The organism is Stutzerimonas stutzeri (genome assembly GCF_009789555.1).
GTDB classification, from domain to species: Bacteria; Pseudomonadota; Gammaproteobacteria; order Pseudomonadales; family Pseudomonadaceae; genus Stutzerimonas; species Stutzerimonas stutzeri_R.
The window spans coordinates 3,985,099-3,999,273 of sequence record NZ_CP046902.1; the positions used below are offsets into that span (position 1 = coordinate 3,985,099).

Below are 14,175 nucleotides of genomic sequence, written 5' to 3' on the forward strand. Positions count from 1 at the left end.
GACTGTCAAAGGAATTCACCCGCACAATCGAGCTCGGCCGACCAGTGATCGAGCCCCTATATAAAAGGAAGGAAAATGCGCCGCCTGCTTCTCGCATCCAGCTCCCCGTATCGACGCGAACTGCTCTCGCGACTGCGCCTGACATTTGATTGCAGCGCCCCGCAAATAGATGAAACCGCACAGGCAAACGAGCCCCCGGAACAACTGGTACGCCGACTCGCCAGCGAAAAGGCTCGGGCACTGGCGTCAACTCACCCGGACCACCTGATCATCGGTTCTGACCAGGTCGCGGTGCTCGGGCAACGCATCCTGGGTAAACCTCACACCTTCGACCGGGCGAAGCAGCAATTGCGCGCCTGCAGCGGCAACAGTGTGAGCTTTCTAACCGGACTGGCACTGCTGGACAGCCGCGCCAGCACGATCGAGATCGACTGCGTCAGCTTCACCGTGCATTTCCGGTCGCTGGACGACCGCCAGATCGAGCGCTACCTGCATACTGAACAGCCATACGATTGCGCCGGCAGCTTCAAGGCCGAAGGCCTGGGGATCAGCCTGTTCCGCGCGACCGAAGGATCAGACGTCACCAGCCTGATCGGATTGCCACTGATCCGGCTGGTCGACATGCTGAACAACGCAGGGATCGAAGTACCCTGAGCGCCACAAAGACCCCGCTAGCGCAACTGCGGCCCCTGGTAGCCCATCCACATTGCCAGCTGCGATGCGATGCTGGCACCGAGTTTCTTGGTGAATCGATCCAGGGGCGAGTCCTTGACGGTGAAATCCATCAGCTCTTGCTCACCGATCACTTCACGCGCCACGTAGCTTGTACTGCCGAGGCCATCGATCAGACCAAGCTCGAGCGCCTGCTCGCCGGACCAGATGAGCCCCGAGAACAGCTCGGGATGCTCGGCGACCTGCAGCCGATCGCCACGCCCCTGCTTGACGCTGTCTATGAACTGGCGATGAGTAGTGCCGAGTACGCCGCGCCAGAACTCGGTTTCTTCCGGTTTTTCAGGCTGGAAGGGATCGAGGAATGCCTTGTGCTCGCCCGACGTATAAACCCGGCGCTCCACCCCCAGCTTATCCATCGTCTCGACAAAGCCGAAGGTCGCCGCGGTCACGCCAATGGATCCGACCAGGCTCGACTTGTCGGCGTAGATTTCGTCCGCGGCACTGGCAATGTAATAAGCGCCCGAAGCGCCCAGATCGGTGATCACCGCGTAGACCTTCACTGCGGGGTATTCGCCACGCAAACGACGAATCTCGTCGTAAATGTAGCCTGACTGCACTGGACTGCCGCCCGGACTGTTGATCCGCAGCACCACACCCTTCGTGCCGGCGTCTTCGAAAGCGGCCCGGAGCGCCCCGACGATATTGTCGGCACTCGCCGGCTCTTCGTCAGCGATCATCCCACGCACGTTGATGACTGCCGTGTGACCGCTGCTCGCACGCTTGGTGTCGCCGAACTGCAACAGCGGCGAGAAGATCAGCAGCGCGACGAAGAGATAGGCGAACGTCAGCAACTTGAAGAAGATCCCCCAGCGCCGGGCCCGCCGCTGCTCCTGCACGCCGGCCAGCAGCGTCTTCTCAAGCAGCTTCCAGCTGTTGCGATCTTCCTTCTGTTCGTTCACCGGCTCTTTCCATTCATCCGACATACGCAACGACCTCAGCTGTACGAGCGGAGCGCAGCCAATCGCCAAGCTCCGAAAAACGATTGATGGTCATGCTCGGCGAGCATGCCTGCAGCACCTCGAGCGGCTGCGCACCATAGGAGACCGCAACGCTGTCGACGCCCGCGCGCCGGGCCATCTCGAGATCGAACACCGAGTCCCCGATCATCAGGGCCCGCTCGGGGCCGACCCCGCAATGTGCCAGGATTTCATGAATCATCAACGGATCAGGCTTGCTGGCGGTTTCATCTGCGCAACGGGTCACATCGAAAAAATCGGTCCACCCCTGCCCTTGCAGCACTCGGTCCAGCCCACGACGCCCCTTTCCGGTCGCAACGGCAAGCAGATGCCCCTGATCACGAAATTGCTGCAACGCCTGGGCGACCCCCGGATAAAGCGCCGAGGGCTCGGCCTCGAGCGACAAATAGTGGTCGGCATAGGCACGACGGAAGGCCTCAGCGGTCCCCACATCCGTGACATGGGGATACAACGCTGCAATCGCCTCGGGCAACCCCAACCCGATGATGCCCTTTATCGCCCTTTCATCGAGCGGCGGCAGCGCACAGCGGGCGGCCGCGACAGAAATGGACTGGACGATACGGTCGATGGAATCCACCAGGGTTCCATCCCAGTCGAAGATCAGCAGCTCATACCTATTCACCCAACCGCTCCAGCGTCCGCGCCCAAAGCTCATCGACCGGCGCCTCCAGACGCAGCTCGCCGCCATCAGGCAGCGGCACCGTCAGGGCGTAAGCATGCAGAAACAGGCGCTTGCCACCCAGGTCGCGAATAACCCGGGAAAATTCCTCATCACCGTATTTGCTGTCGCCAGCGATGCCATGCCCTGCGTGAAGCGCATGCACGCGGATCTGGTGGGTACGACCGGTGATCGGCCGAGCCTCGACCAACGTCGCGAAATCACCGAAGCGACGCAGCACGCGGAAAAGCGTCAGCGCCTCCTTGCCCTCTTCCGTGACCTCGACCATCCGCTCGCCCGAGCGCAGGGTGTTTTTCAACAGCGGTGCGCTGACTTGCTTCCTGCTCGTTTCCCAGCGCCCCCTGACGAGTGCCATGTAACGCTTGTCGACGCCATCGCCCCGAAGCGCCTGGTGCAAATGGCGCAGCATGCTGCGCTTCTTGGCAATCATGAGCAGACCGGAAGTATCGCGATCGAGACGATGCACCAGCTCCAGTTCCTTCGCATCGGGTCGCAACTGACGCAGCGCCTCGATGACGCCAAAGCTCAGCCCACTGCCGCCATGCACCGCAATGCCGGCAGGCTTGTTCAGCACAATGAGCGCCTTGTCTTCATGGACGATGGCCGCCTCGAGGCGCTCGAGGAGCCCCTGCGCCACCGGAGCCACCTCGTCGCGCTCAGGCAGCCGAAGCGGCGGCACCCGCACCACATCGCCGGCCTGAAGCTTGTACTCCGGCTTGATCCGCCCCTTGTTCACCCGCACTTCGCCCTTGCGCAGGATGCGGTATATCAAGGTCTTGGGCACACCCTTGAGCTGGTTACGGAGAAAGTTGTCGATGCGCTGGCCGGCAAGCTCCGGCGAGACTTCGAGCATTTGCACGCCGGAGGTCTGAGAGGGGGTATTGGTCATCGGTCGATGATATCAATTTTCATGGATTTGAAGCACTTAAACATTGCTGTTATAGTCCCGAACGCCGCCAAAAGTGGCCAGGTCATCGAATGCCAGCGAAACCGCCATTCCTGACCCAGCAATGCTCGAGGACGTGAGGCCGTCCGACGGAGCTTCCCTCAAGTAGCGGTGAAGCCCCGAAACAAGCCTTGAAGACATGATGCGCAACCCTGCTGGGGAAGCGCGATAATCGACAACCCGCTCCCGGATTCTGTGAGCGGCACCCGATTTTCAAAGTATGAGTGTTGGGTGGAGATGTACAGCCATCGGATTGCGTAGCAAAGGCTTTCATAGACGCTTCATTTCGTCCGCTACCGATTGCTGATTCCTCCTCCCGAACCATTGCTTCTGTTTCGACAGCAAGCAGGAGACGTCGTCGCGACGCTGGCCCAACTGGCCTCACATCGCTGGACACTGGAGTGCCTTACAACCATTCCTGACTCACCTGACACCGACCGCGAGAGTCGTGTGTGCCGAACGCCGTTTCCGCTGCCCTGGAAACCGACGGTACTACATGAAAAGAATGCTAATTAACGCAACTCAACCCGAAGAGTTGCGTGTCGCACTGGTTGACGGCCAGCGCCTGTTCGATCTCGATATCGAATCCGGCGCCCGTGAACAGAAGAAAGCCAACATCTACAAAGGCAAGATCACCCGCGTCGAGCCCAGCCTCGAAGCCGCGTTCGTGGATTTCGGCGCCGACCGCCACGGCTTTCTCCCCCTCAAGGAAATCTCCCGCGAGTACTTCAAGAAGGCCCCTGAAGGCCGGGTCAATATCAAGGAAGTACTGAGCGAAGGCCAGGAAGTCATCGTCCAGGTCGAGAAGGAAGAACGTGGCAACAAGGGCGCAGCCCTGACCACCTTCATCAGCCTCGCAGGCCGCTACCTCGTGCTGATGCCGAACAACCCGCGCGCGGGTGGCATCTCCCGCCGTATCGAAGGCGAAGAACGCAACGAACTGCGTGAGGCTTTGAACGGCCTCGATATCCCCGCCGACATGGGGCTGATCGTCCGCACCGCCGGTCTCGGTCGCTCCAGCGAAGAAATGCAATGGGACCTGGACTACCTGCTGCAGCTCTGGAGCGCAGTCAAGGAAGCCTCGCAGGACCGCCCCGCGCCCTTCCTGATCTACCAGGAATCCAATGTCATCATCCGCGCCATTCGCGACTACCTGCGCCAGGACATCGGCGAAGTACTGATCGACAGCGTCGAGGCCCAGAACGAAGCCCTTTCCTTCATCCAGCAGGTCATGCCGCAGTACGCCAGCAAGATCAAGCTGTACGAAGACAGCGTGCCGCTGTTCAATCGTTTCCAGATCGAAAGCCAGATCGAAACGGCCTTCCAGCGTGAAGTGAAGCTGCCGTCCGGTGGTTCGATCGTCATCGACCCGACCGAAGCCCTGGTCTCGATCGACATCAACTCGGCACGCGCCACCAAGGGCGGCGACATCGAGGAAACCGCACTGCAGACCAACCTGGAAGCGGCCGAGGAAATCGCCCGCCAGCTGCGTCTGCGGGACATCGGCGGCCTGATCGTCATCGACTTCATCGACATGACGCCGGCGAAGAACCAGCGCGCCGTCGAAGAAAAGGTCCGTGAGGCACTCGAAGCCGACCGCGCCCGCATTCAAGTTGGCCGCATCTCGCGCTTCGGCCTTCTGGAAATGTCGCGGCAACGCCTGCGCCCATCGCTCGGCGAAACCAGTGGCATCGTCTGCCCGCGCTGTAACGGTCAGGGCATCATTCGTGACGTCGAGTCGCTATCCCTGGCAATCCTGCGCCTGATCGAGGAAGAAGCCCTCAAGGACCGCACCGCCGAGGTCCGGGCGCGCGTACCCTTCCAGGTCGCCGCGTTCCTGCTCAACGAAAAGCGCAACGCCATCACCAAGATCGAACTGCGCACCCGCGCGCGCATCTTCATCCTGCCGGACGATCATCTGGAAACGCCGCACTTTGAAGTGCAACGTCTTCGCGATGACAGCCCGGAGATCATCGCCGGTCAGGCCAGCTATGAAATGAGCCCGACCGAAGTCGAGGAAGCCCAACCGGTCAGCTCCACTCGCACGCTGGTTCGTCAGGAAGCCGCCGTGAAAACAGCGCCCCCACGGACCGCCCCCGCACCGACCCCGACCGCCGCGCCAGTCGAAGCCGCCGCGCCCGCAATCCAGGAGCCGAGCCTGTTCAAAGGTCTGGTCAAGTCCCTGGTTGGCCTGTTCGCCGGCAAGCAGGAAGCACCGGCCGCCGAAGTCCAGAAGAAACCCGCGGCGAGCACTCGTCCTCAGCGCAACGATGAGCGTCGCAGCGGTCGCCAGCAAAATCGCCGCCGTGACTCACGCAGTAACCGCGACGAAGAGCGCAAGCCACGCGAGGAGCGTGCGCCACGCGAAGAACGCGCCCCACGTGAAGAGCGCCCGGCCCGCGAAGAGCGTCAGCCGCGTGCCCCGCGCGAAGAGCGCAAGCCACGCGAAGCCCGAGAGCCTCGCGAGCCGGTCGAACTCAACGACAGCCCGGCGCCGCAACCGCAACCACGCCGTGAACGCACGCCTCGTGAAGACCGTCAGCCCCGCGAAGAGCGTAAGCGCGAACTGCGCGCACCGCTCGATGAGCCCGCCCAGATCGTGCCGGCTGCCGCGATCAGCGAGGAAATTACCGAGCGCAAACCGCGCCCGCCTCGCGAAGAGCGCAAACCTCGCGTCGAGCAAAGCGTAGACACGGAAGAACTGCAGCAGAACGATGCGGAGCAAATCGCCCAGGACGACCAGGAATCGACCGAAGGCAGCGATCGCCCACGTCGCCGCTCCCGTGGTCAGCGTCGCCGCAGTAACCGCCGTGATCGTCAGCGTGATGCCAACGGCAACGAGATCGGTGACGAAGCCGAGAGCTCCACTGCCGAAGTCAGCGAAAGCAATGCACCGGTGAAATCCGAGCAGGTCGCCATTGCCGCGACAGCTGCCGCCCTGGCGGCGAACACGGCAGATACCGACACAACGCTTCCGGCGGCGCAGCCAGCGAACGCGACCGAGGACACGCCGGTCGTTGCGCAGCCCACCGAAACTGTCAACGAAACCGTTGTGCAAGCGCAGGCCACCGAGCCGGCCGACGCGCTCGTAGCGCCGTCAGCGGAAGCGGAAGCCGAAGTCGAAGCCGCTGCTCCGTTGGCCGAGCCGACCCCTGCCCCGCAGGAAGCCAGTCAGCCAGAAGCGCCTGCGGTAGAGCGCGAGGTCGTAGAACCCGCTGCCGTTCCTGCCGCCGAGCAACCCGCTCCCGCTCCGGCCGAGCCAGCCGCCCCGGCGCTGACCGCTAGCGGCCGCGCACCTAACGACCCACGCGAAGTGCGTCGTCGCCGCCTCGAGCAGGAGCGCCTGGCCAAGGAAGCAGCCGAAGCTGAAGCGAAAGCCGCTGCTGAGGCGAAGGCGTCCGCTGAAGCACAGGCCCTGGCAGAGCCGGCCAGTCCGGAAATCGTGGTCAGCGAACCAGCGGTCGAGGCACCGGTCGAGCAACCGGTCGTCACCGCCAGCGATGACCAGCAGGCTGTTGAACCGGCCGCTGAGCCACACACGGCCGAACCAGAAGCCGAGCCGGTCCTCGCCGAAACGGTCCAGCCCGAGGTAGAGCCGACCAAGCCCACCGCGGACGCCGAGCCCGAGGCCGCTGACCAAACGGCTGAGCAGGATGACGTCGCCAAGCGTCAAAACTGACCGGGCACGGCTACAAAAAAGGGATGCTTCGGCATCCCTTTTTTTATCCGCCCTCTTTTGAATGAAGGCCCTGCCGGCGAATCGCTGGGCAGCACGCGGCGAACCGCCGCCTGCTGCAGGGGACGCGCGCGCCCGGTCAGGCGCTCTGCAAGGGTCAAACCTGACGGCTCCGTCGGCCCGATCCACGGACTGCTGAGGATGACGTCACGACGAAACGGACGGCGTTTCGATCAGACGATGTTCGGCTCTATTTCCAACTGCACGCCAAAACGCTCGGCAATGTCAGCCTGGATGCGCTGGGCCAGGTCCACTATCTGCTGGCCGGTGGCCCGACCATAGTTGACGAGCACCAGCGCCTGCAGCCTGTGCACGCCCGCATCACCGTCCCGATAGCCTTTCCAGCCGGCGCGCTCGATCAACCAGCCAGCCGCCAGCTTGACCTGCCCATCGTCTTGCGCAAACGCGACCATATCCGGGAATCGAGCCAGCAGCGCATCAGCCACCGACCGAGAAACCAGCGGGTTCTTGAAGAAACTGCCGGCATTGCCCAGCACCCGCGGATCAGGCAGCTTTTCGCTACGAATCGCACAGACCGCACGGCTCACATCCAGCGGGCCTGGAGCATCGATAGCGTGCTGATCAAGCCACTGCCGCAGTGGTCCGTATTCGAGCTTGAGGTGCGCCGTGCGCCGCAGCGCGAAGCGCACCCGAAGAATGATGTAGCGCCCGGCCTGACGTTTGAACAAGCTGTCGCGATAGCCGAACGCGCATGCCTGCAGACCGAACTCAACCAGACGTCCCGTTGCACGGTCCAGCGCCGTCAGCCCGTCGAAGACGTCTTTGATCTCGACGCCATATGCGCCGACATTCTGGATCGGTGCGGCGCCGACCGTCCCCGGAATCAGGCTGAGATTTTCCAGACCGGACAGGCCGAGCGCCAGGCTGCGCAACACGAACGGATGCCAGGCTTCCCCCGCCTCCGCCTCGATCACAACCCGTTCACCGTCGTCCTCGAGCAGCCGCATACCTTGGCTGGCCATGCGCAATACCAGCGCCTCCACATCAGTGGTAAGGACCAGGTTGCTGCCGCCGCCGAGCACCCATAACGGCAGACCAAGGCGTCGCGCCTCCGCGAGCGCCTCGGTTACATCCTTATCGTCATGCGCCTCGGTGAAGCGTGCCGCGCGCGCCTCGACAGCGAAGGTGTTGAACGCCTTGAGCGAGCGATTCGGTTCGATGAGCAGTGTCACAGACGCTCCCTGACTTCGTCGAGTAGCGCAGCAGAGGCGGTCTCGATCAAGTCGAGCACCCTTTCGAACCCATCCTCGCCGCCGAAGTAGGGATCTGGAACAGCGTGGTCATCCAGCTTGTATCGGCGCAGCAACAGATCGAGCGTTCCGCGCGCGCCTTGGGGGCGCAGCGCCTGCAGCCGCTCCAGGTTGTCATGGTCCATGGCCAGAATCAGATCGAAACGCTGGAAATCGTCGACCGTCACCTGCCTCGCTCTCAGCGCACTCAGATCGTAGCCTCGCCTGGCAGCCGCCAGGCACGCGCGCTGATCCGGCCCCTTGCCAACATGCCAGCCACCGGTGCCGGCCGAATCAATCACCAGCCGCTCAGCCAGCCCGGCATTTCGTGCATAGGTGCGAAACACGGCTTCAGCGGTGGGTGATCGGCAGATGTTACCCATGCAGACGAACAGGATATTCACGCTCAGGCTCCGAGCTGCTTGCGCACACGCTCGAGATCTTCGGCGGTATCGACGCCGGCCGGCGGAGCTTCGATCGCATCGGCGACGTGAATCCGCTTGCCATGCCAGAGCGCTCGCAGTTGCTCGAGGCATTCGGTGTTTTCCAGCCAGCAAGGCCCCCAGGCGACGAAGTCGGCCAAAAATCCGGCCCGGTAGGCATAAATGCCGATATGCCGCCGATAGGGGACACCCGCGGCAAGCGTATCCCGGTCGCGGGCGAACTCGTCCCGCGCCCAGGGCAACGGTGCGCGACTGAAGGTCAGCGCCAAGCCATTGATATCGCCAAGCACCTTGACGACGTTGGGGTTGAACAGCGACTGCGGATCGCTGATGGGCTCGGCAAGCGTGGCGATGGCCGCTTCCGGATGCGCGGCGAGATTGCGGGCGACCTGGTCGATGATCGATGGAGGAATCAACGGCTCATCGCCCTGCACGTTGACGACGATGGCATCAGACGCAAGGCCCAGCTTGGCCGCGACTTCGGCGAGACGATCGGTGCCCGAATTGTGGTCCACGCGCGTCAGCAACACCTGCGCGCCAAAACCATTGCACGCATCGACAATTCGCGTGTCATCGGTGGCGACCACCACCTGTTGCGCATTGCTTTGGCAGGCTTGTTCCCAGACATGGCGAATCATCGGCTTGCCAGCGATATCCTGCAGCGGCTTGCCGGGCAAGCGGCTGGACGCGTAGCGCGCCGGTATCACGACGGTGTAAGGGCTGCTCATTTGTCCAGGCGCTCGTCCACTTCAAGAGTCCGCGCTTCGCTTTCGAGCATTACCGGGATGCCGTCCCGCACCGGAAACGCCATACCGTCGGCCTTGCAGATCAGTTCGAATTTGTCTTCGGTCAGCTTCAGCGGGCCCTTGCAGAGCGGGCAGGCGAGAATATCGAGCAGTTTGGTATCCATGCGCAGTCCTTGGATGCTGCCGACTGCACCTGGCAGATCGAGCGGCTTAGGGGTGTTCGGGTAGCAACCGGTCCAGCTGGGCATCGAGCCAGGTCGTGAATGCAGCCGAAGGCTCGGCCTGCACCTGCAGATAACACCAGCCCGGCGGCGCGAATGCCCGGCATTTGACCGCATCCTTCTCGGTCATCACCAGGGGTAGCTCCGGACTGAAGGTCAGTTGCTCCAGGCTATAGCGAGCGTGATCGGCGAAGGGATGCGGAATCGGTCGCCAGTGTAGCGCCTCGAGCGTGGTGAAGAAACGCTGGGGATTACCGATCCCGGCCACCGCATGCAGTTGCTGGCCTGGCGGAAAATGGTCGAGCGGCCAGGCCTGCTCGCTGACCAGCTCGATCAGGCACGCCGGCTGCAAGGCAAAGGCGAACCCGGACGAGCTGTCGGCCAGCGCACCGTTGAACAGCACCGCATCAACCGACTCCAGGCGCTCGACCGGCTCTCGCAACGGCCCGGCGGGCAGGCAGCGACGGTTGCCCAGGCCCCGGGCGGCATCGATGAGCACCAGTTCGAGGTCGCGGGCCAGCCGGTAATGCTGCAAGCCATCGTCGGACAGGATGAGGTCCAACCGCTCCTGCTCGAGCAACTCGCGAACCGCGCGCGCGCGGTCTGGATCGATCATCACCGGTACGCCCGTCCGCTGCGCGATCAATAGCGGCTCGTCCCCCGCTTCGGCGGCCGAGTGCTCAGGCCTCACACGCCATGGATGCGACGGTGGGCTGGCACCGTAGCCACGGCTGACGACGCCGACTTTCAAGCCGCGCCGGTGGCAATGCTCGATGAGCCAGAGAATCAGCGGGGTCTTGCCCGTCCCGCCAACGGTGATGTTACCCACCACCACCACCGGCACTGGCGCTCGATAGGTATCGGCGGCCTGGCCAATGAACCTGTTTCGTTTGGCGATGACCACACGCCGATAGAGCGCCTCCAGCGGGGCGAGCAAGGCCAGGGCGGGGTGCCCTTCGTACCAGGCTCGCTGCAGACGGTCGGCGAAGGACATCAGGGCTCCGGCTGGGCCTCGACAGTGGTGATGCGCAGCTGCGCGAAGCCCAGCTTCCCGGCGGCATCCATCGCGGTAATGACGGCCTGATGAGGGGTCTTGCCGTCGGCACTGATGACCAGCGGCAGACTGGTGTCGCCGCCCGATTCCTTGCTGAGCGCCGCCATCAGCGTACCCAGGTCATGCTTGATGAGCGCCTTGCCGTTGAGGGTGAAATTGCCGTCTACATCGACCACCACTTCCAGTTGTTTCTTCTCGGCTTCCTGCGGCGGTGTACCGCTGGCCGCCTCTGGCAGATCCACCTTGAGCTGGGTTTCGCGGGTAAAGGTCGTGGTCACCACAAAGAACAGCAACAGGATGAACACCACATCGATCAGCGGAGCCAGGCCGATGTCGACGTTTTCCCGCGCCTTGCGTCGAAACTTCACGCCTTGCCCTCACCCAGATCGACGTCACGGTCACCCTGTACCACTTCTACCAGCTTGATCGCTTCCTGCTCCATTCCGACCACCAGTTCTTCGACGCGACGCTGCAGGAAGCGATGGAAGAACAGTGCCGGGATGCCCACCATCAGACCAGCCGCGGTGGTGATCAGCGCCTTGGAAATGCCCGCTGCGAGCAAGGGCGCGTTGGCCATGCCTGCGCCCATGAAAGCGCTGAAGATTTCGATCATTCCGAGCACGGTCCCCAGGAGTCCGAGAAGGGGTGCGATGCCCGCGATGGTGCCCAACGCGTTCAGGTAGCGTTCCAGGTCGTGGACGACGCGCGCAGCCGCCTCTTCTATGCACTCCTTCATGATCTCGCGACCATGCTTGGAGTTGGCAAGACCCGCCGCCAGAATCTCGCCGAGTGGCGAATCGGCGCGCAACTCCTTGAGCTTCTGGTTACTGAGCTTCTTATCCTTGATCCATTTCCATACCTGACCGAGCAGGTGCGGCGGCGTCACGCGGCTGGGCCGCAACGTCCACAGCCTTTCGGCAATGATGCCGGCGGCAGCGACTGAACACAGGATGATTGGCAGCATTATCCAGCCGCCCGCTTTGACCAGCTCCCACACGAGATGAATCCCCCTCGAAAAAGTGGCGCCACTCTAGCATAGGGCCGAGGGGCCGCCGACGGCCTCGGTTCTCATTTTTCCCGCCAGAAACGCCGTTCGGCGCGCGAACCCCGAACGGTCTCGAAACGACCGAGACGGATCTGCAAGGCGCCCAGCTCGGCCGTGTCGAAAATCTGAGCGCCCGATGCCCGGAGACGCTGCACGACATCGGCGTGCGGGTGACCGAAGGCATTGTGCAGGCTGCGCGAGACAAGCGCGCCGTGGGCGCCTGCCGCCTCGATGAAGGCGCTCGAGGAGGCGCTGCGACTGCCATGATGCGGAACCAGCAGCCAGCGCACGTCATGCGGCAGACCGCTCGCCACCAATGCCTGCTCGGCCGCCGCATCGATGTCACCGGTGAGCAGCAGCCGTTCGCCGTTCGCCTCGACCAGCAGCACACAGGATGACTGGTTGCCGTCCTCGGCCCGCTCCCAGCGCCAGAGCGTAAAGCGGACCTGGTCCCATTCCCAGCGCTCGCCCGAGCGGCACCCTTGGGCACCCAGCGAAGCGGGCAACTGCTCCGGTTCACCGCTGAGTACTCGCGCGGGCTGCATCTGCCGGTGTATCGCCGGGGCGCCGCCGGCATGATCGCTATCGGCATGGCTGAGGATCAGCAGATCGAGATCGGCCAATCCCAGCGCCCGCAACGATGGAAACACGACCCGTTCTCCGATATCGAAGTCGCCGTAGCGCGGCCCTGCGTCGTACAACACGGCGTGGTTGCGCGTACGCACCAGCACGGCCAGCCCCTGGCCGACATCGAAAACCCAGGCTTGCGCCTCGCCTGCTGCGGGACTACTGGCCGGGGGGAACAACAACGGTGCGAGCAGCACCGCACCCAGCGCGCGAAACGGCACCCCGGCAGGCAGCAGGATCAGCAACGTTCCCAACGCGACCAGCAACCCGCTCCAAAGCGGCAACGAGACCGGCAACCAGGCAGACCGCCAGTGCGCAAGCCATTGCAATCCGTCGAACAGAACCGCCAGCAACCCGCCGGCCAGCCATAACAGCGACTCGCCCACGCTGGGCAGCCATAGCAGCGCGGTGCCGATCAGCGACAGCGGTACGATCAGCGCGCTCACCAATGGAACCGCGATGAGATTAGCGACCGGACCGCTCAGGCTCACCGGCAAGCCCAGCGCAAGCAACACCGGCAACAGGCCGAGGGTCATGCCCCACTGCGCGCGGCCCAGCGATCGCCACGCGTTCCAACGCCCCAACCGCCCACGGAACATCCACACGAGCAGCCCTACCGCCGCGAACGACAGCCAGAACCCTGGCTGCAGACTCGCCAGTGGATCCATCAGCAGAACGCCGTTCAGCGCAATCAGCAAGGGCAGCCATGCGCCCAGATGGCGGAAACGCAGACGCCACAAGAGCACCAGGGCGACCATCATGCAGGCCCGCTGGACCGGCACTTCGAAGCCTGCCAGCCAGCCATACCCCAGCGCCCCCGCCAGCGCGAAAGCACAGGCCCAGGGCAGCCAAGGCACTCGCCGCGGCCAGACGCCCCAACGCGCCAGCAATGCCACCAGGCCGTAGAGCAATGCCGCCAGCATCCCCACATGCTGGCCCGAAATCACCATCAGGTGGACGGTTCCGGTGTCCTGAAGGACTCGCCAGTCGGCCGGGGACAGACCACTGTCATCGCCCACCACCAACGCGGCGATGGCGCCCGAGCGACCTTGGGCGTCCACCCCCATCAGCCGCCGACGCAGTTGGTCGCGCCACGCCCGCCCACCTCGCGCATCCGAGAGCCGTTCACCCGCCTTGACCGTGCCACTGGCGCCTATTCGGCGCGCCAGCAGCCAGGCTTCGTAATCGAAAGACTGCGGATTGACCAGACCGCGCGGCCGTTTCAGCCTGGCAGCGAGCCGCCAACGCTCGCCCGCCTGCACCGCCGGCCCGCCGTACCACGCCAGGCGCACCCGCGAAGGCAGCCCGGCGTGCCGCGACGAGACATCCACCAGTTCGAACCGCACCACGGCGCTACTGATCTCAGGGAGGCCAGCGACCTGGCCTTCAAGCCAAAACGTGCGGCCATCGAGCTCGTCAGGCAGGCGATCTTCCAATGCCCAATGCGCGCACAGGCATGCCCAACCGAAGCCGCAGAGGAAACATCCGAGCGCACGCCAGCGCAACGGCAGCAGCGCGAGCCCCGTCAGCCACAGCAATGGCAACGTCGATAAAGGTGGCAGTTGCGGAACAAAGCGCAGCAGTAAAAGGCCCACTGCAAGCGCCAGCATCGCCGTACGCATGGGATCTCCCGGATTCCGTTCCAGTGATCGGCGCCTCGAATGAGGACGACCGGCCGATCCACGGTGGCTGCGCCGACGTCCTGCCGACGCTCACAGT

At 63.7% G+C, this 14,175-nt stretch carries 13 protein-coding genes; 2 read left to right on the plus strand and 11 right to left on the minus strand.

The window, feature by feature from the left end; all coding sequences use genetic code 11:
- Nucleotides 1-75: 75 nt before the first annotated feature.
- Nucleotides 76-654: a Maf family protein gene (locus GQA94_RS18455; protein WP_158189372.1), complete on the plus strand. Its 579-nt coding sequence runs from the start codon at nucleotides 76-78 to the stop codon at nucleotides 652-654.
- A 17-nt stretch (nucleotides 655-671) separates the two neighbouring features.
- On the opposite strand, the gene GQA94_RS18460 is transcribed toward GQA94_RS18455, so the two are convergent.
- Genes GQA94_RS18460 through rluC form a run of 3 tightly spaced genes read right to left on the minus strand, consistent with a single transcriptional unit; the run spans nucleotide 672 to nucleotide 3,277 of the window.
- Nucleotides 672-1,655, minus strand: coding sequence for a S49 family peptidase (locus tag GQA94_RS18460; protein ID WP_158189373.1), 984 nt, complete (start codon nucleotides 1,653-1,655; stop codon nucleotides 672-674).
- A complete protein-coding gene (locus GQA94_RS18465; RefSeq protein WP_158189374.1) occupies nucleotides 1,645-2,331 on the minus strand; it encodes an HAD-IA family hydrolase in 687 nt (228 codons plus the stop codon). Before GQA94_RS18465 ends, GQA94_RS18460 begins: the two co-directional genes overlap by 11 nt.
- Nucleotides 2,324-3,277 (minus strand): 23S rRNA pseudouridine(955/2504/2580) synthase RluC, encoded by a 954-nt coding sequence (rluC, locus tag GQA94_RS18470; protein WP_158189375.1) that lies wholly within the window; start codon nucleotides 3,275-3,277, stop codon nucleotides 2,324-2,326. Before rluC ends, GQA94_RS18465 begins: the two co-directional genes overlap by 8 nt.
- Before the next feature lie 553 nt (nucleotides 3,278-3,830).
- Between rluC and rne the strand changes: the two genes are divergently transcribed.
- The gene (gene rne, locus GQA94_RS18475) at nucleotides 3,831-7,013 is read left to right on the plus strand and encodes a ribonuclease E (RefSeq protein ID WP_199270065.1); all 3,183 of its coding nucleotides are present in this window, start codon (nucleotides 3,831-3,833) and stop codon (nucleotides 7,011-7,013) included.
- Nucleotides 7,014-7,243: 230 nt separating this feature from the next.
- Here rne and murB read toward each other — a convergent pair whose 3' ends face one another.
- From murB to GQA94_RS18515, 8 genes are all read right to left on the minus strand, one after another.
- Nucleotides 7,244-8,263, minus strand: coding sequence for a UDP-N-acetylmuramate dehydrogenase (gene murB, locus GQA94_RS18480; RefSeq protein WP_158189376.1), 1,020 nt, complete (start codon nucleotides 8,261-8,263; stop codon nucleotides 7,244-7,246).
- Nucleotides 8,260-8,724 carry a low molecular weight protein-tyrosine-phosphatase gene (locus GQA94_RS18485; RefSeq protein ID WP_158189377.1) on the minus strand — a complete coding sequence of 155 codons (465 nt, stop codon included), beginning with the start codon at nucleotides 8,722-8,724 and terminating at the stop codon, nucleotides 8,260-8,262. The genes murB and GQA94_RS18485 overlap by 4 nt, the downstream gene beginning before the upstream one ends.
- Before the next feature lie 2 nt (nucleotides 8,725-8,726).
- Nucleotides 8,727-9,491: a 3-deoxy-manno-octulosonate cytidylyltransferase gene (kdsB, locus tag GQA94_RS18490; protein ID WP_158189378.1), complete on the minus strand. Its 765-nt coding sequence runs from the start codon at nucleotides 9,489-9,491 to the stop codon at nucleotides 8,727-8,729.
- Nucleotides 9,488-9,673 (minus strand): Trm112 family protein, encoded by a 186-nt coding sequence (locus GQA94_RS18495; protein ID WP_158189379.1) that lies wholly within the window; start codon nucleotides 9,671-9,673, stop codon nucleotides 9,488-9,490. The genes kdsB and GQA94_RS18495 overlap by 4 nt, the downstream gene beginning before the upstream one ends.
- A gap of 46 nt (nucleotides 9,674-9,719) precedes the next feature.
- Entirely contained in the window at nucleotides 9,720-10,724 is a 1,005-nt protein-coding gene (gene lpxK, locus GQA94_RS18500; RefSeq protein ID WP_158189380.1) for a tetraacyldisaccharide 4'-kinase, read from the minus strand.
- Nucleotides 10,724-11,152: an ExbD/TolR family protein gene (locus GQA94_RS18505; protein WP_158189381.1), complete on the minus strand. Its 429-nt coding sequence runs from the start codon at nucleotides 11,150-11,152 to the stop codon at nucleotides 10,724-10,726. The genes lpxK and GQA94_RS18505 overlap by 1 nt, the downstream gene beginning before the upstream one ends.
- Nucleotides 11,149-11,781, minus strand: coding sequence for a MotA/TolQ/ExbB proton channel family protein (locus tag GQA94_RS18510; RefSeq protein WP_158189382.1), 633 nt, complete (start codon nucleotides 11,779-11,781; stop codon nucleotides 11,149-11,151). The genes GQA94_RS18505 and GQA94_RS18510 overlap by 4 nt, the downstream gene beginning before the upstream one ends.
- A 71-nt stretch (nucleotides 11,782-11,852) precedes the next feature.
- The gene (locus GQA94_RS18515; protein ID WP_199270066.1) at nucleotides 11,853-14,078 is read right to left on the minus strand and encodes a DNA internalization-related competence protein ComEC/Rec2; all 2,226 of its coding nucleotides are present in this window, start codon (nucleotides 14,076-14,078) and stop codon (nucleotides 11,853-11,855) included.
- Nucleotides 14,079-14,175 lie beyond the last annotated feature (97 nt).